This is a genomic window from Amycolatopsis sp. cmx-11-51, from assembly GCF_047608665.1.
Taxonomy (GTDB): Bacteria; Actinomycetota; Actinomycetes; order Mycobacteriales; family Pseudonocardiaceae; genus Amycolatopsis.
Map to the genome: position 1 here is coordinate 1 of NZ_JADNQO010000011.1, position 13858 is coordinate 13858.

Annotated in this window: 11 protein-coding genes and 1 rRNA gene; 9 read left to right on the forward strand and 3 right to left on the reverse strand. The window is 67.8% G+C overall.

The window, feature by feature from the left end; all coding sequences use genetic code 11:
* Nucleotides 1–123: ribosomal RNA gene (locus ACM6LU_RS29080) — 16S ribosomal RNA — on the reverse strand; the annotation flags it as partial.
* 458 nt (nt 124–581) lie between these two features.
* Between ACM6LU_RS29080 and ACM6LU_RS29085 the strand changes: the two genes are divergently transcribed.
* Both ACM6LU_RS29085 and ACM6LU_RS29090 read left to right on the forward strand, forming a co-directional pair.
* Complete coding sequence (locus ACM6LU_RS29085; RefSeq protein WP_414940974.1) at nt 582–1379, forward strand: alpha/beta fold hydrolase; 798 nt, start codon at nt 582–584, stop codon at nt 1377–1379.
* Between the two features lie 8 nt (nt 1380–1387).
* A complete protein-coding gene (locus ACM6LU_RS29090; RefSeq protein ID WP_414940975.1) occupies nt 1388–2146 on the forward strand; it encodes an SDR family oxidoreductase in 759 nt (252 codons plus the stop codon).
* A gap of 4 nt (nt 2147–2150) precedes the next feature.
* Here the strand turns inward: ACM6LU_RS29090 and ACM6LU_RS29095 are convergent, their stop codons facing one another.
* The gene (locus tag ACM6LU_RS29095) at nt 2151–3743 is read right to left on the reverse strand and encodes a transposase (protein WP_414940976.1); all 1593 of its coding nucleotides are present in this window, start codon (nt 3741–3743) and stop codon (nt 2151–2153) included.
* A gap of 143 nt (nt 3744–3886) precedes the next feature.
* Here ACM6LU_RS29095 and ACM6LU_RS29100 point away from each other — a divergent pair, with 143 nt between their 5' ends.
* From ACM6LU_RS29100 to ACM6LU_RS29130, 7 genes are all read left to right on the forward strand, one after another.
* Nucleotides 3887–6484 (forward strand): bifunctional FO biosynthesis protein CofGH, encoded by a 2598-nt coding sequence (locus tag ACM6LU_RS29100; protein WP_414940977.1) that lies wholly within the window; start codon nt 3887–3889, stop codon nt 6482–6484.
* A 150-nt stretch (nt 6485–6634) separates the two neighbouring features.
* On the forward strand, nt 6635–7486 hold the full coding sequence (locus ACM6LU_RS29105; protein WP_414940978.1) for an arpA protein: 852 nt from the start codon (nt 6635–6637) through the stop codon (nt 7484–7486).
* A gap of 16 nt (nt 7487–7502) precedes the next feature.
* The gene (locus ACM6LU_RS29110) at nt 7503–8351 is read left to right on the forward strand and encodes a class I SAM-dependent methyltransferase (RefSeq protein WP_414940979.1); all 849 of its coding nucleotides are present in this window, start codon (nt 7503–7505) and stop codon (nt 8349–8351) included.
* Complete coding sequence (locus tag ACM6LU_RS29115; protein WP_414940980.1) at nt 8348–10126, forward strand: choline/carnitine O-acyltransferase; 1779 nt, start codon at nt 8348–8350, stop codon at nt 10124–10126. The genes ACM6LU_RS29110 and ACM6LU_RS29115 overlap by 4 nt, the downstream gene beginning before the upstream one ends.
* A 127-nt stretch (nt 10127–10253) precedes the next feature.
* Nucleotides 10254–10616 (forward strand): hypothetical protein, encoded by a 363-nt coding sequence (locus ACM6LU_RS29120; RefSeq protein WP_414940981.1) that lies wholly within the window; start codon nt 10254–10256, stop codon nt 10614–10616.
* A gap of 22 nt (nt 10617–10638) precedes the next feature.
* The gene (locus ACM6LU_RS29125) at nt 10639–11328 is read left to right on the forward strand and encodes a winged helix-turn-helix domain-containing protein (RefSeq protein WP_414940982.1); all 690 of its coding nucleotides are present in this window, start codon (nt 10639–10641) and stop codon (nt 11326–11328) included.
* The gene (locus ACM6LU_RS29130; RefSeq protein WP_414940983.1) at nt 11325–12770 is read left to right on the forward strand and encodes an ATP-binding protein; all 1446 of its coding nucleotides are present in this window, start codon (nt 11325–11327) and stop codon (nt 12768–12770) included. Before ACM6LU_RS29125 ends, ACM6LU_RS29130 begins: the two co-directional genes overlap by 4 nt.
* On the opposite strand, the gene ACM6LU_RS29135 is transcribed toward ACM6LU_RS29130, so the two are convergent.
* Nucleotides 12736–13809, reverse strand: coding sequence for a hypothetical protein (locus ACM6LU_RS29135; protein WP_414940984.1), 1074 nt, complete (start codon nt 13807–13809; stop codon nt 12736–12738). The two genes, ACM6LU_RS29130 and ACM6LU_RS29135, sit on opposite strands and share 35 nt — an antisense overlap.
* Nucleotides 13810–13858: the final 49 nt, after the last annotated feature.

Consider the following 13858-nt stretch of genomic DNA (forward strand, 5'->3'; position numbering starts at 1 on the left):
CAGATTGCCCACGTGTTACTCACCCGTTCGCCACTAATCCACCCGAAGGCTTCATCGTTCGACTTGCATGTGTTAAGCACGCCGCCAGCGTTCGTCCTGAGCCAGGATCAAACTCTCCAACAATGTCTTCGAATTCAATCGAGGCAATTTAATGCACTCAAAGAAACCTCAAACGAGGTTCACATACATAAGCTCTACTGGCTTAATTCACTAGCACACTGTTGAGTTCTCAAGCAACACACCCCGAAAAACACCACACCACGCGGCCTCATCCGAAGCAGTCATTCCTAGCAGTTTTGGTGGGACACCCACTCAATCACCTTGAGGTGAGAGCTTGGTTCGTGTCCCGCGGCCACCCGGTTTCCCTGGCGACTTGGAGAACTTTACATGGCCCCCAGGGGCCCGAAACAGGGGGGTACCTTAACGACATTTACGCAGGTCAAAGGCTGAAAACCGGTCACCTCCCGACGATCACCCGGTGATCGCTCCAGGGGCACCCCAGGTGAACGCCAGGAAGAAACATTGCTCCGAGTACATTGCACCGTATTGATCTCCCCGATTGCTCCGATTAGCGTCGAGTCATGAGCACTGCGGAACTCGACGGCATCACCGTCGCCTACGACGACCTCGGCACCGGGTTGCCCGTCGTCCTCGTCCACGGCCACCCCTTCAACCGGTCGATGTGGCGTCCCCAGGCCGAACGCTTCAGCCAGGAGGGCTACCGGGTCATCACTGCGGACCTCCGCGGGTACGGCGAGACCACCGTCGTACCCGGGAAGACGGGCCTCGACGTCTTCGCCGCGGACATCGCCCGCCTCGCCGATCACCTGGGCATCGAGCGGTTCGTGCTCGGCGGCCTCTCCATGGGCGGGCAGATCGTCATGGAGTTCCACCGCACCTATCCCGACCGCGTCGCCGGTCTGCTGCTCGCCGACACCTCTCCCCAGGAGGAGACAGTCGAGGGCAAGCGCGTCCGCAACGCGATGGCGGACCGCGTCCTCGCCGAAGGACTGGACCCGTACGCCGACGAGGTGCTGACGAAGATGGTCTCGCCGGAGAACGTCCGCACCCAGCCCGACGTGGCGGCACACGTCCTGCGGATGATGCGCACGACTCCTAAGGAAGGAGCGGCGGCGGCGCTGCGAGGGCGGGCCGAGCGGCCTGACTACCGGGACAGCCTCAGGCGGGCGAAAGTGCCGAGCCTGGTCGTCGTCGGCACCGAGGACGAGTTCACGCCGGTCTCGGACGCCGAGTTGATGCACGAACTCATTCCCGGCTCCACCCTGGCAGTGATCGAGGGCGCCGCCCACATGCCTAACCTGGAACGCGAGGCCGAGTTCAACGCCGTGTTCGCACGGTTCTTGAAAGAAATTGGGTGATCGTCTCCATGTCCAAGAAGACCGTCTTCGTGACCGGCGCCAGCGCGGGGTTCGGCGTCGAGATCGTCCGCCGGTTCGCCGCGGACGGCGCCAAGGTCGTCGCGGCCGCGCGCAGCAAGGACCGGCTCGACAAGCTGGCCGACGAGCTGGGTGAGAACGTCCTGCCGATCGAGCTGGACGTCCGGGACGCCGACGCGGTGGCCGCTCTCCCCGGAACGCTGCCCGCCGGGTTCGCCGAGGTCGACCTGCTGGTCAACAACGCGGGCCTCGCGAAGGGCCTCGAGCCCGCCCACCGGGCGAAGCTCGACGACTGGGACCAGATGATCGATACGAACATCAAGGGTCTCGCGCACCTCACCCGCGCACTGCTGCCCGGCATGGTCGAGCGCGGCCGCGGGCACGTGATCAACATCGGGTCGATCGCGGGCACCTACCCGTACCCCGGCGGCAACGCCTACGGCGCGACCAAGGCGTTCGTGCACCAGTTCAGCCTGAACCTGCGCGCGGACCTGCACGGGACCGGCGTCCGGGTGACCAACGTCGAACCCGGCATGGTCGGTGGCACGGAGTTCTCCGTCGTCCGTTTCGAGGGCGACCAGGGCAAGGCCGACAACGTCTACAAGGGGACGACGCCGCTGACAGCCGCCGACGTGGCCGAGTCCGTCTTCTGGGCGGCTTCGCAGCCGGAGCACGTGAACATCAACGTCATCGAGTTGATGCCGGTGGTGCAGACCTTCTCCGCGCTGCAGATTCACCGCTCGGAGTAGCCAGTCAGGCAGAGCCTGACCGTTGAGGGTGGTGGGGCGGGGTCTGGGTGAGACCGAAAAGGGTGAAGAGCGCCTGCTGCTCCGGGCTCCGCTCGGTCAGCAGGCGCCGCGTTCGCGGGCGGCCGCCGGTGGAGGGGTAGCGCAACACCGTCTCCCCTATCCCGGCCAGGATGTCCATCAGTTCGCGGACCGACAGGTTCATCCCCGCGCGGTCGGCCTCGCGCCGCATGAGGTGGGTGACCGTCGAGGCCAGCACCGTGACCAGCGTGTGCACGGCGATCCGGTGCGGGCTCCAGTCCCAGCGCGGGGTCGGACCGGCGACGGCGGAGCCGGTCAACCAGCGGAACGTCGAGTCGAGGTGGGTCCGGGCGCGGTAGGCGGTGACGACCTCGCCGACCGGCCAGTCGTGGTCGGTGACCAATACCTGCTTGCCGAAGAACTCGTCGTGGAGCCGCGACACGGCGGCGTCGTCGACCTTCCAGGTCAGCCGGATCTCCCCCGGTCTGGTGCCTGCCATCGAGGGCGAGAGCACCCGTTCGACGCGGCGGCCGCGCGTGATCCGCGCGATTTCGGCGTTCACCTGGCTTCGGTCGCCCCGGTAGGTGCCCGCCGCCAGTGCGGCGTCGAGGCCGGCGAGTTCGCGGGTCGCGGTGCCGAGTTCGTCGCCGAACGCGCGGGCCTGCGCGTTGTGCAGGGTCTCCGAGTGGGTCAGGATCACGCGCCGCCGTACGCCCGCGACCACGGCTCTGGTGTCGAGGGCCGTCAGCCCGGCGAAGCGCTCAGGGTCGACGGGCTTGCGCGCGGACGCCGGTTTCGCCAGCAGGTCCGGATGTTCCGAGAGCGGCAGCGCGCCGACGAAATGCCGTCCGAGGTCCAGTTGCGCGGCCTGACCGGCGGTGAAGACCAGCGTGACGTCGCCCGCCGTGTACCGCTCCCGGAGGTCATCGGCGAGCGCGGCGAACGGCGGCGCCCCTTCCCTCCGGTACGCGTGCGACGCCAGCGGGATCGCGCCGTCCTTGGTCACCACCAGCCCGAGCCCGGCGAGTTCGCAGCGGCAGGGATCGACCGTGGTGAAGGAGGCGAACTGCGGCACGTCGACGGCGAGCGCGGCGTTCCCCGTGCCCAGCCAGGACAGCACCGCGTCGGCGACGGCGGTCTCGATCCGGGTGAGCCGTTCCGGGGTGAGGCGTTGCAGTGCTCGCCAGTGATTCGCCAGGTCGGCCTTCAGGAACTCCCGCGCGATACCGTCCTCCCACCACGAGGCGAGTTCCGTGTCCGGCGCTGTCGCCCGGTGCAGGACAGCGAGCGCGAGATGCGTTCCCAAGGTGGTCGCGGCGCGCTGGGTTCCGACGGCGTCGTCGACCCTGCGAACGAAGTCGAGCCGCTTGAGCGTCGCCCACACAGCCGCGACGTCGCCGAAGGTCCGGTGCCGCGCTTCGCCGGGCGCGGAGACGTCGCCGTCCATCGCGCGCCCGATCTCCTCGGCGGTGCCGAGGTAGCGCTGGGACACCACGCGGGGCTCGCCGTCGACCCGCGCGGAGGTGACGAGGTAGTAGTACGTCCGCCCACCGACCTTCTTGCCGATCACCGAGGCCATACTTTAGGTAATACACCCCGGCCCGCTGATCGGCAACCCAGATCGCGCTCTGACCAGCGAAAACAGTGACGACAGCCGTGTGGGTCACGTGGTGGCGGGATGCGCACTGGCAGCTGGAGCGAGTCCGGCCATAGCGTGCGGGAATGGCATCCGATGCTGACGTGAACACCCCCACCACCACCGCGATGCGCCGGTCGCTCGCCAGGGCGCGCGACGGGAAGACCCTCGACCTCACCGAGGCCTCGATCCTGCTCCAGGCGCGCGGCGACGATCTCAAGACGCTGTCCGAGCACGCCTCCCGCGTCCGTGACGCCGGCCTTGTCGCGGCCGGTCGTCCCGGCGTGGTCACCTACAGCCGTTCGGTGTTCATCCCGCTGACCCGGTTGTGCCGGGACCGGTGCGGTTACTGCACTTTCGCGACCGTCCCTGGTCGCGTCGAGTCACCGTTCCTCTCCCCCGACGAGGTCATCGACATCGCGCGCAAGGGTGCCGCGATGGGCGTCAAGGAAGCGCTGTTCACCCTCGGTGACCGTCCGGAGGACCGCTGGAAGGCGGCGAAGGACTGGCTCGACGCGCACGGCTACGACGACACGTTGTCCTATGTCCGCGCGATGGCGATCCGGGTGCTGGAGGAGACCGGCGTCCTGCCGCACCTCAACCCGGGCGTGCTGACCTGGCAGGACTTCCAGCGGCTCAAGCCGGTGTCGGCGTCGATGGGCATGATGCTGGAGACGACGGCGAAGCGGCTCTACACCGAGAAGGGCGGCCCGCACTACGGCTCGCCCGACAAAGACCCCGACGTCCGCCTGCGCGTTCTCGAAGACGCCGGCCGCAGTTCGGTGCCGTTCACGACGGGCATTTTGATCGGCATCGGTGAGAACTTCGAGGAGCGCGCCGACGCGCTGTTCGCCATCCGCAAGGTCGCGAAGACCTACGGCGGCATCCAGGAAGTCATCGTGCAGAACTTCCGCGCGAAGCCGGACACGAAGATGCGCGCGACCCCGGACGCCGATCTCGAAGAACTCGCCGCGACCATCGCCGTCGCGCGGCTCGTGCTCGGCCCGAAGATGCGCATCCAGGCGCCGCCGAACCTCATCGGCCAGCAGTACGAACTGATGCTGAACGCGGGTATCGACGACTGGGGTGGCGTCTCCCCACTGACCCCCGACCACGTGAACCCCGAGCGCGCGTGGCCGCGGATCGACGAACTCAAACGCCGCACCGAGGCACTCGGGTTCACCGTGCGCGAGCGGCTCCCGATCTACCCGGAGTACGTCAAGACCGGCGAACCGTGGCTGGACCCGCGGATGAACGCGCATCTCGCGCCGCTGACCGAGGCCGAGACCGGGCTCGCGATCGAAGAGGCCATCCCGGTGGGCATCCCGTGGCAGGAGCCGGACGGCGGCTGGCAGGAGGCCGGGCGCACCGATCTGCACGTCGAGGTCGACACCATCGGCCGCACGGAAGACCGGCGCGGCGACTTCGACTCGGTCTACGGCGACTGGGCGGAGATCAAGGGCAACATCAAGACCGCGCCGCAGCGGTTCGACACCGACATCCGGGATGCTTTGCGCAGCGCGGAAAAGAACCCCGCCGGGCTGTCGGACGACGAGGCTTTGGCGCTGCTGCACGCCGACGGGCCGGAGCTGGACGCCTTCACCGAGATCGCCGACGACCTGCGCCGCGAAGTGAACGGTGACGACGTCACCTTCGTCGTCACGCGGAACATCAACTTCACCAACGTCTGCTACACCGGTTGCCGGTTCTGCGCGTTCGCCCAGCGGCGCACCGACGCCGACGCGTACACCCTTTCGCTGGAGCAGGTCGGCGACCGGGTCGACGAGGCGTGGGCCGCCGGCGCGACCGAGATCTGCATGCAGGGCGGCATCCACCCGGATCTGCCGGGCACCGCGTACTTCGATCTCGCGGCCGAGGTGAAACGCCGTCAGCCGGACATCCACCTGCACTCCTACAGCCCGATGGAGGTCGTCAACGGCGCTTCGCGGACGAACCTCTCCATCGAGGACTGGCTCGCGCAGGCGAAGGCGTCCGGTGTCGACTCGCTGCCGGGCACGGCGGCGGAGATCCTCGACGACGACGTCCGCTGGGTGCTGACCAAGGGCAAGCTGCCGACCTCGGAGTGGATCAACGTCGTCACCACCGCGCACAAACTCGGCATCACGACGACGTCGACGATGATGTACGGCCACGTCGACACCCCGGCGCACTGGGTCGGGCACCTGAAGCTGCTGGCGAAACTGCAGCGGGAAGGCCTGGAGCGCAACGGGCGACGCGGGTTCAGCGAGTTCGTGCTGCTGCCGTTCATCCACCAGAGTTCGCCGATCTACCTCGCCGGGCTCGCCAGGGCCGGGACGACGCTGCGCGAGAACCGCGCGGTGCACGCGCTGTCCCGGTTGCTGCTGCACGGGACGATCGACAACATCCAGAGTTCCTGGGTGAAACTCGGCGAAGAGGGCAGCCGCGCGGTGCTGCGAGGCGGGGTCAACGACATCGGCGGGACACTGATGGAGGAGACGATCAGCCGGATGGCGGGTGCGGCCAACGGGTCGTACAAGACGATCAGCGACATGCGCACGATGGTCGAGCCGCTGGGACGTCCGCTGCGGCAGCGGACCACCGAGTACGGCACGCCGACGGCGGAGCGGATCGCCGCGGCCGCCACGTCGGACGGCGTCGCGACCGCGGTCCGGCGGCCGTTGCTGCCGCTTGTCACCACCTGACGAAAAGTCCGTGAAGGCCCCCTTACCCGCGTACAGTTCGGGGCGAGGGGGCCTTCACGTTCCGTGTGTCACCGCTCACAAGGAGCGGGAGCCCCCGGCGTTTTCTGTGCTAAACCCGAGAATCACTTCCGGGCAGCCGAGAGGACGTCGATGACCGCGAGCGCAGTCCGGGTGGCCGACACCGCCCGCTATCCGTTGTCCGAACCGGGAAGCCCCGCCTGGCGCGAAATCGTTTCCCGGACCCGCGCCGAACTGCGGGAAACGGGCTGCAGTGTGCTGGCCGACTTCATCCGCCCGGAGCTGCGTGACGTCCTTCGCCACGAAGGCGGGCAGATCGCACCGGAGGCGTACGCGAGGATCGAACGGGTCAACGCGTACAACACCGCCATCGACACTCCGTTGCCGGAAGGCCATCCCGGCCGCACGATCATGGAACGCGGCAACGCCTTCGTGGCACGCGACCAGATCCCGGCGACCGCGATCATCCAGCAGCTGTATTCGAGCCACGAGTTCCAGCGGTTCGTGGCCGACTGCTTCGAACTCCCCGTCCTCTACGAACTCGCCGATCCGCTGTCCGGTCTTGTCCTCAACGTGATCGAACCGGGCCGCTCCCATCCGTGGCATTTCGACACCAACGAGTTCACCGTCAGCATGCTCACGCAGGAGGCCGCAGACGGCGGAGTCTTCGAATATTGTCCGAACATCCGCTCGGAGAAGGCTGAGAACTTCGACGACGTCCGCGCGGTCCTGGCGGGCGAAGGCGATCACATGATCCGTCGGCTCACTCTGCGTCCCGGTGATCTTCAGCTGTTTCGCGGACGTTTCTCCCTGCACCGCGTGAGTAGTGTTCTAGGAGCAACAGCACGCCATTCCGCGATCTTCGCCTACAGCGAACGTCCTGGGGTCACCGGCAGTCCGGAGCGGACTAGACAGCTGTTCGGCCGGGTCCTGCCCGAACACGTCGCGTCAGCGGCCGTCCGGGGCGATCAGCTGCTCGACTAAGTCAGGAGCCCGGCCCGTGCCTTTGGATTCGACCGGCAAGATCTCCTTCGACCACATCTACACCGAGCCCGATCCGCGTGCCTTCTACGACACCTTGCGCAGGCTTGATTACAACATCCCTCAGCAGGCCAAAGCCTATTTCGCGAAGCTGATCGACGAGTACCGCGCCGAAGCCGACGTCAAAGTGCCGACAGTGCTCGACCTCGGCTGTTCCTACGGCGTCAACGCGGCGTTGTACCGGTGTGACACCTCGATGGAGGGGCTGTACGACCACTACGCGGACGGCGAGTCACTGAGCCGGGACGACCTGATCGCGCACGACCGGCGGATGGTCGAGAGGCTCGCCGTCGGCGACGGAGTCCGCTTCATCGGCCTCGACACCTCGGCGCCCGCGCTGGACTACGCGCTCGCCGCGGGCTTCATCGACGACGCGATCCACGCGGATTTGGAGAGCGAAGACCCGACGGAGGAGCAGCGTGCGCTGCTGGCCGGCGTCGACATCGTCATCTCGACCGGCTGCATCGGCTACGTCACGGAGAAGAGTCTCGTGCGGATCGCGCGGGAGAACCGGCCGTGGATGGCGCATTTCGTCCTCCGGATGTTCTCCTACGAACCGGTCGCCGCGAGCCTCACCGATCTGGAGTACGACACCGCCGGGGTCGACGGCGTCTTCCGGCAGCGAAGGTTCGCTTCGCAAGAGGAACGAACGCAGATCCTGGACAATCTGTCCATCGCGGGTGTCGACCCGCGTGGGCTGGAAGCCGACGGCCGGCTGTACGCGCGGCTGTTCGTCTCCCGGCCGAACGGCGCGGCCGGCGGGCTCGCCTCCGCGCTGAACGCCCTGCCCCTTCGAGATCAAGGATGATCGTGAGCAGTCCGGAACTGTCCACCCGCACGTTCGGCAACGAGGACGTCCTGCCGCGGGTTCCTGTCCCCAGCCTGGAGGACACCTGCCGCCGGTTCCTCGAGTGGTGCTCGCCGCTGCTCACCCCCGGTGAGCTCGCGGAGACCGAAGGCGCCGTCGCCGAGTTCCTCGCGGAAGGAAGCCCGGCGCACGAACTGCAGAGCGCGCTCGAGTCCTACGACAGCCGTGAAGGCGTCCAAAGCTGGCTCGACACCTTCTGGCCGTACCGCTACCTCGGCCGCCGCGACCGGATCGCGCTCAACGCGAACTTCTTCTTCCTGTTCTCCGAGTCCCCGCTGGGGCAACTGGAACGGGCGGCCGAACTGGCCGCGTCGGCGGTGGACTACAAGCTGAAGCTCGACGAGGAACTGGTGCCGCCGATCGTGCTGCGCGGGCAGCCGCAGTCGATGGTGCAGCACAAGTACTTGTTCTCGGCGACGCGGATTCCCGGTGCCGTGCAGGACACCGCGCGCACGCCGTACCGCGAGGAGTGGCCAGGGCCGTCGAGGGCGCGGCACATCGTGGTGTTCCACCGCGACACCCCGTTCCGGATGGACGTCATCGCGCCGGACGGCCGCCCCTATTCCCCCGAACAGCTGGCCGCGGGACTGCAGGCGATCGTGAAGTCCGAGACTTTCGTCGAGGATCCCGAGACCGCCGCCGGGCACTTCACCACCAAAGCAAGGGCGGAATGGGCGGCGACGCGCGAAGCGTTGCTCACCGCCGGGAACGCGGCCGCGCTCGACGACATCGAAACCGCGTTGTTCTGTTTGTGCCTGGAGGACTTCACCCCGGCGGACACGCAGGAGGCATGCGACAAACTACTGCACGGCGACAGCGGCAACCGCTGGTTCGACAAGGCCGTCTCGCTGATCGTGTTCGAGGACGGCACGGCGGGGATCAACGTCGAGCACTGCGAACTGGACGGGACCACGATCCTCGGGTTCACCGACGCGTTGCTGAGCGGGACGCGGCTGGAACGGGCGCCCGCCGACGGCGTCCCGGCGACCGAGGTCATCGAGTTCGTCTTGGGTGACGCGCTTCGCGAGGACGCCCGTGCCGCGGCAGCGGCCTTCGCCGCGTACGCCGATGCGACCGCTACGAAGACGGTGTCCTTCACCGACTTCGGCGCGAAGCGGGCGAAGGAGTTGGGGATGTCCCCCGACGGCTTCGCGCAGATGGCGTATCAGCTCGCGCACAAGCGCGCGAAGGGGATCACCGGCACGACTTACGAGTCGATCGCGACGCGGCAGTTCCAGAACGGGCGCACCGAAGCGATGCGTGTGGTGACGCCCGAGGTGCAGTGGTTCGTCAGGGTGATGGACGACTCGAACGCGGACCGACAGACGCGTCAAGCGGCCTTCCGCGCGGCGGCCGCGAAGCACGTCACGCGGGCGAAGGAATGTCAGGCGGGCGACGCGCCGGAGCAGCACCTATGGGAGCTGCAGCTGATCCAGAAACGGCGCGGCGTCGAGGAACCCCCGGCGCTGTACTCGTCGCCGGGCTGGCTGAAGATGCGCAACGACTACCTGAGCACCAGCTCGGCGCCGTCGGTGAACATCCGGTACTTCGGTTTCGGGTCGACCAGCCCGCAGTGCATCGGCGTCGCGTACGTACTGCTGCCGGATCGGCTGAACGTCTACCTGTGCACGCCGAAGCACGTGGCGCACGAGATGGAGCTGTTCGCGGCGGAACTCGCCACGGCGGTCGCGGAATTGCAGGAGTTGCTCGCCTGATGTCGCCTGCCCAGTCTCCCGCGTGACTCACGTGAGTCCGGCGAACGGGCCGGTCACTGGGCAACTAGTGAGGGGTAAGGGCAAAGGTGGTGTCAGCTGAGAGGGTGTGTGGAAAGAGGGACGTTGAGTGTCCCTCTTTCCACACACCCGCCCCGGATCCGGTGGTCATAAGGCACGCGGTCCGGCATCGGGACCGATCATCGGCACCGCGTCCGCGGGCTGTCTCGACACGGGCGTCACGGTGAAGTCCGGGCCGGTCGAGGCCGCGCTGGGACATCGGGCGATCGTCTTGACACAGACCAACTGCGGCACGGCACCGCAGACGACCGAGCCAGGCGCGAAACTGCTGTCGGTCGTCGCGGCCAAGGGCGACCCGGAACAGCAAATCACGGTCGACACCGATCTGACGTTTGTGACGAGACCGCACGGCTCTGCGACGGTTCCGCACCGGCTGGCGGCGAGCGCGGCGGAGCGCCCTTACGATCGGTGAGCATTTCGATCTTGGGAGACCCATGCCGCGCATCCTGCTCGTCGAAGACGACGAAGCCCTGGCCGAAGCGCTCACGCTGGCGCTGAAAGTACTCGGGCACGACGTCGTCGTCGCCCCGACCGGGGAGCGGGCGCTGGAGGTGCTGTTCACCGACCGGCTCGAACTCGAGTTCGTGCTGCTCGACGTGATGCTGCCCGGGATGGACGGCTTCGAGGTCTGCCGCCGGATCCGCGCGCGCAGCAGGCTGCCGCTGGTACTGCTGACCGCGCGCGGCGATCCGATCGACGTCGTCGCCGGGCTGGAATGCGGCGCCGACGACTACGTGGTCAAACCCGCCGAACCGCGGGTGATCGACGCCCGGCTCAAGGCGATCGGCCGTCGCGCGGTCACCGCTCCCGGCCCGTCGGCGGGGACGCTGCGGATCGGGCGGCTGGAGATCGACGCCGCCGCGATGAGCGTGACCCGCGACAACTTCGAACTGGCGCTTACCGCGACCGAGATCCGCCTGCTCGTCGAGTTCGCGGAGCATCCGAACCAGGTGCTGAGCAGGCAGACGCTGCTGAAACGGGTCTGGGACTACGGCTACGTCGGCGACTCGCGGATCGTCGACGCGGCGGTCGCGCGGTTGCGGGCCAAGGTCGAGGACGATCCGGCGAATCCCGTGGTGCTGAAGACGGTGCGCGGCCTCGGCTACCGCCTGGTGGACCAGTGAGGCGGCCGTCCTTCGGGCTCCGGACGAAAGTGACGGCGGCGGTCGTGCTGGTGACCACGACGGCGACCGCGGTGATGGTCTTCAGCGCGTCGAAACTGCAAGAAGCGGACACCGTCGACAGCTTCGTCTTCAGTGCCAAGATGACGTTCGGGGCGATGTTCGAACAGTCATGGCGCGGGCTCGAAGCGGTGATGGACAACAGACTCACCCTGAACGAGTTCGCCGTGGCGATGTCCGACAGGACGCACGAGTGGGCGCTGTTCACCAAGCGGCCCGATGGCTCGGCGGAGCTGGTGAACTTCGCCTCGACCGACTTCTGGTACCGGCCGCAGCCCGTGCCGGTCCGCGTCGGCGATCGACTGGGGCTCGTGGCGTCGATCGAGGATCGGGTGCTGGTCCGCACCGCGAAGACGATGGATCTGCTGACGGCGACCACCGTCGACCCGGAAACCGGCAGGCGGCTCCTCGTGGTCAGCGGGAACTTCGTCGACTACTGGGTGGTGCAGTTCTTCGACCTCACCCCGCTGGACATCGATCTGGCCGCGCAACGGCGGAAGCTGGTGTACATCGCGCTCGGCGTGACCGCGCTCGGCGTCCTCGCGGCCGTGTTCGCCGCGTGGAACATCCAGCGGCCGGTGCGCCGCGTCACCTCCGCCGCCCGAGACCTTGGCAACGGTGCCTTCGAGGTGCGCGTCCCGGTGAAAGGCCGTGACGAACTCGCCGATCTCGCCGACTCGTTCAACATCATGGCCCAGCGGGTCAGCGAGTCGATCGAGGACCTGCGCGCCAAGGACCGCCAGCAGCAGCGTTTCGTCGCCGACGTCGCCCATGACCTGCGGACCCCGCTCGCCTCGATGGTCGCCACGGTCGACACGCTCGGCAGCGCCACCCCCGTGACCCGGACCCGCGCGACCGAACTGCTCGGCACGCAGACCCGGCGGCTGGCGCGGCTCGTCGAGGATCTGCTGGAGATCTCCCGGTTCGACGCGGGTTCCGCCGATTTCCGGCCCGAACCGGTCGAGTTGCCCGCGCTGGTCGAAGACGCGATCGAGGTCAGCGTGCCGGGGGCGGCCGTCGAGGTCACGAGCACCGGGGACACCACCGTCTTCGCCGACCCGCGCCGCGTCCACACCGTCGTGGGCAACCTGCTGGCCAACGCCGCCCGGCACGGCCGTCCTCCGATCACCGTGTCCATCGACGGTTCTCCGGGCACCGTGACGATCAGGGTCTCCGACTCCGGACCGGGGGTCCCCGAGGACCTGCTCCCGATCTTGTTCGACCGGTTCGTCCGGGGCGATCAAGCCCGTCAGGCGACCGAAGGCAGCGGGCTCGGACTGGCGATCGCCAGGGAGAACGCGCTGATCCACGGTGGGTCCTTGGAAGTCCGCAACGACCGCGGCGCCGTCTTCACCGTAAGCCTTCCACGGGTGTCACCAGCGTGAGCCCGCGTGGCGCGTAACCGTCGAAGTACGGCATCGGGACGTGCGTGAGGATCAGGAAGAGCGCGGTCAGCACGCCCATCTGGGACAGCCGCAGTTCTCGACGACCGAGCCAGAGCCACAGCACGACGACGAAGTTGGTCACCAGCAGGAAGCCCCAGCGGGCGTCGTCCCAGCCGCCGAACGCGAGCAGCGCCGGCGCCGTGATGGCGGCTACGGGCACCGCGGCCGCGAGGGTCGGGCGGTGCAGGAACAGAAAGCCGCCGGCCACCACGATCACGATCGGCACCAGGTACAGCAGCACGTTGGTGATCGAGTACATCCGCCAGCTCTCGGCCTGCGTGCGCCCGAACAGGTCCAGCGCGTCGACGCGGTAGGCGAAGTCCGCTCCTGCCAGCGCCTGCCGAAGCTTCTCGACGGCGCTGGGAGCGGACGGCGGCAGCGCGAGGATCACCGTTCCGAGCACCGCGGGCGGAGTGAGTAGCGCGCAGGCGCGGCGGAACGGGAATCGCCGCAGTAAAACGAAACCGAACACCGGCAGCACGGTCAGCAGCGCGATCTCGTGCACTGTCACCGAAAGCGCCATCAGGACACTCGCGAGCACCGGCCGGTTCCGGCGCAGCGCCCACAAAGCTCCGAACAGCAGCAGATACAGCACCTGGTCGAAATAGCCGATCTCGTGGAACAGGTAGCCGCCCGTCGGCAGCAGGAGCCAGGCGACGATCAGCAATCGACGGCTTTCGGTGCGGCTGCGGAAGAACGCGATCGCCACGGCTGTCAGAAGTCCACCGAGGACGGCGGAACTCGCGACGACGAAGACCAGATAGTCGTGGCCGAACGGGTACAGCAGCGTGCCGACGAGGAAGCGCCGGTGGAAGCCGTCGTACAGCGAGACCGACTGCAGGGTCGCCGCCCAGTTCCCCGGTGACCGGAACCCGGTGTACCCAGCGACGAGGACGGCGACCGCGAACAGGGCCGTGATGCTCCGCCGCGGGGTCTTCTCAGGAGCGGGAGCCGGGGCCCGTTCGAGCAAGGTGGTCATGACGCCAAGCTAGGAACGGGGCGTGCGGCCACCGTGACCGAAGATCAAC

Excerpts from the sequence above, each read along its gene's own strand:
- ACM6LU_RS29100 (WP_414940977.1), top strand. The coding sequence starts at position 3,887 with ATGGCATCCGATGCTGACGTGAACACCCCCACCACCACCGCGATGCGC.
- ACM6LU_RS29095 (WP_414940976.1), bottom strand. The coding sequence starts at position 3,743 with ATGGCCTCGGTGATCGGCAAGAAGGTCGGTGGGCGGACGTACTACTAC.
- ACM6LU_RS29085 (WP_414940974.1), top strand. The coding sequence starts at position 582 with ATGAGCACTGCGGAACTCGACGGCATCACCGTCGCCTACGACGACCTC.
- ACM6LU_RS29105 (WP_414940978.1), top strand. The coding sequence starts at position 6,635 with ATGACCGCGAGCGCAGTCCGGGTGGCCGACACCGCCCGCTATCCGTTG.
- ACM6LU_RS29135 (WP_414940984.1), bottom strand. The coding sequence starts at position 13,809 with ATGACCACCTTGCTCGAACGGGCCCCGGCTCCCGCTCCTGAGAAGACC.
- ACM6LU_RS29090 (WP_414940975.1), top strand. The coding sequence starts at position 1,388 with ATGTCCAAGAAGACCGTCTTCGTGACCGGCGCCAGCGCGGGGTTCGGC.
- ACM6LU_RS29115 (WP_414940980.1), top strand. The coding sequence starts at position 8,348 with ATGATCGTGAGCAGTCCGGAACTGTCCACCCGCACGTTCGGCAACGAG.
- ACM6LU_RS29125 (WP_414940982.1), top strand. The coding sequence starts at position 10,639 with ATGCCGCGCATCCTGCTCGTCGAAGACGACGAAGCCCTGGCCGAAGCG.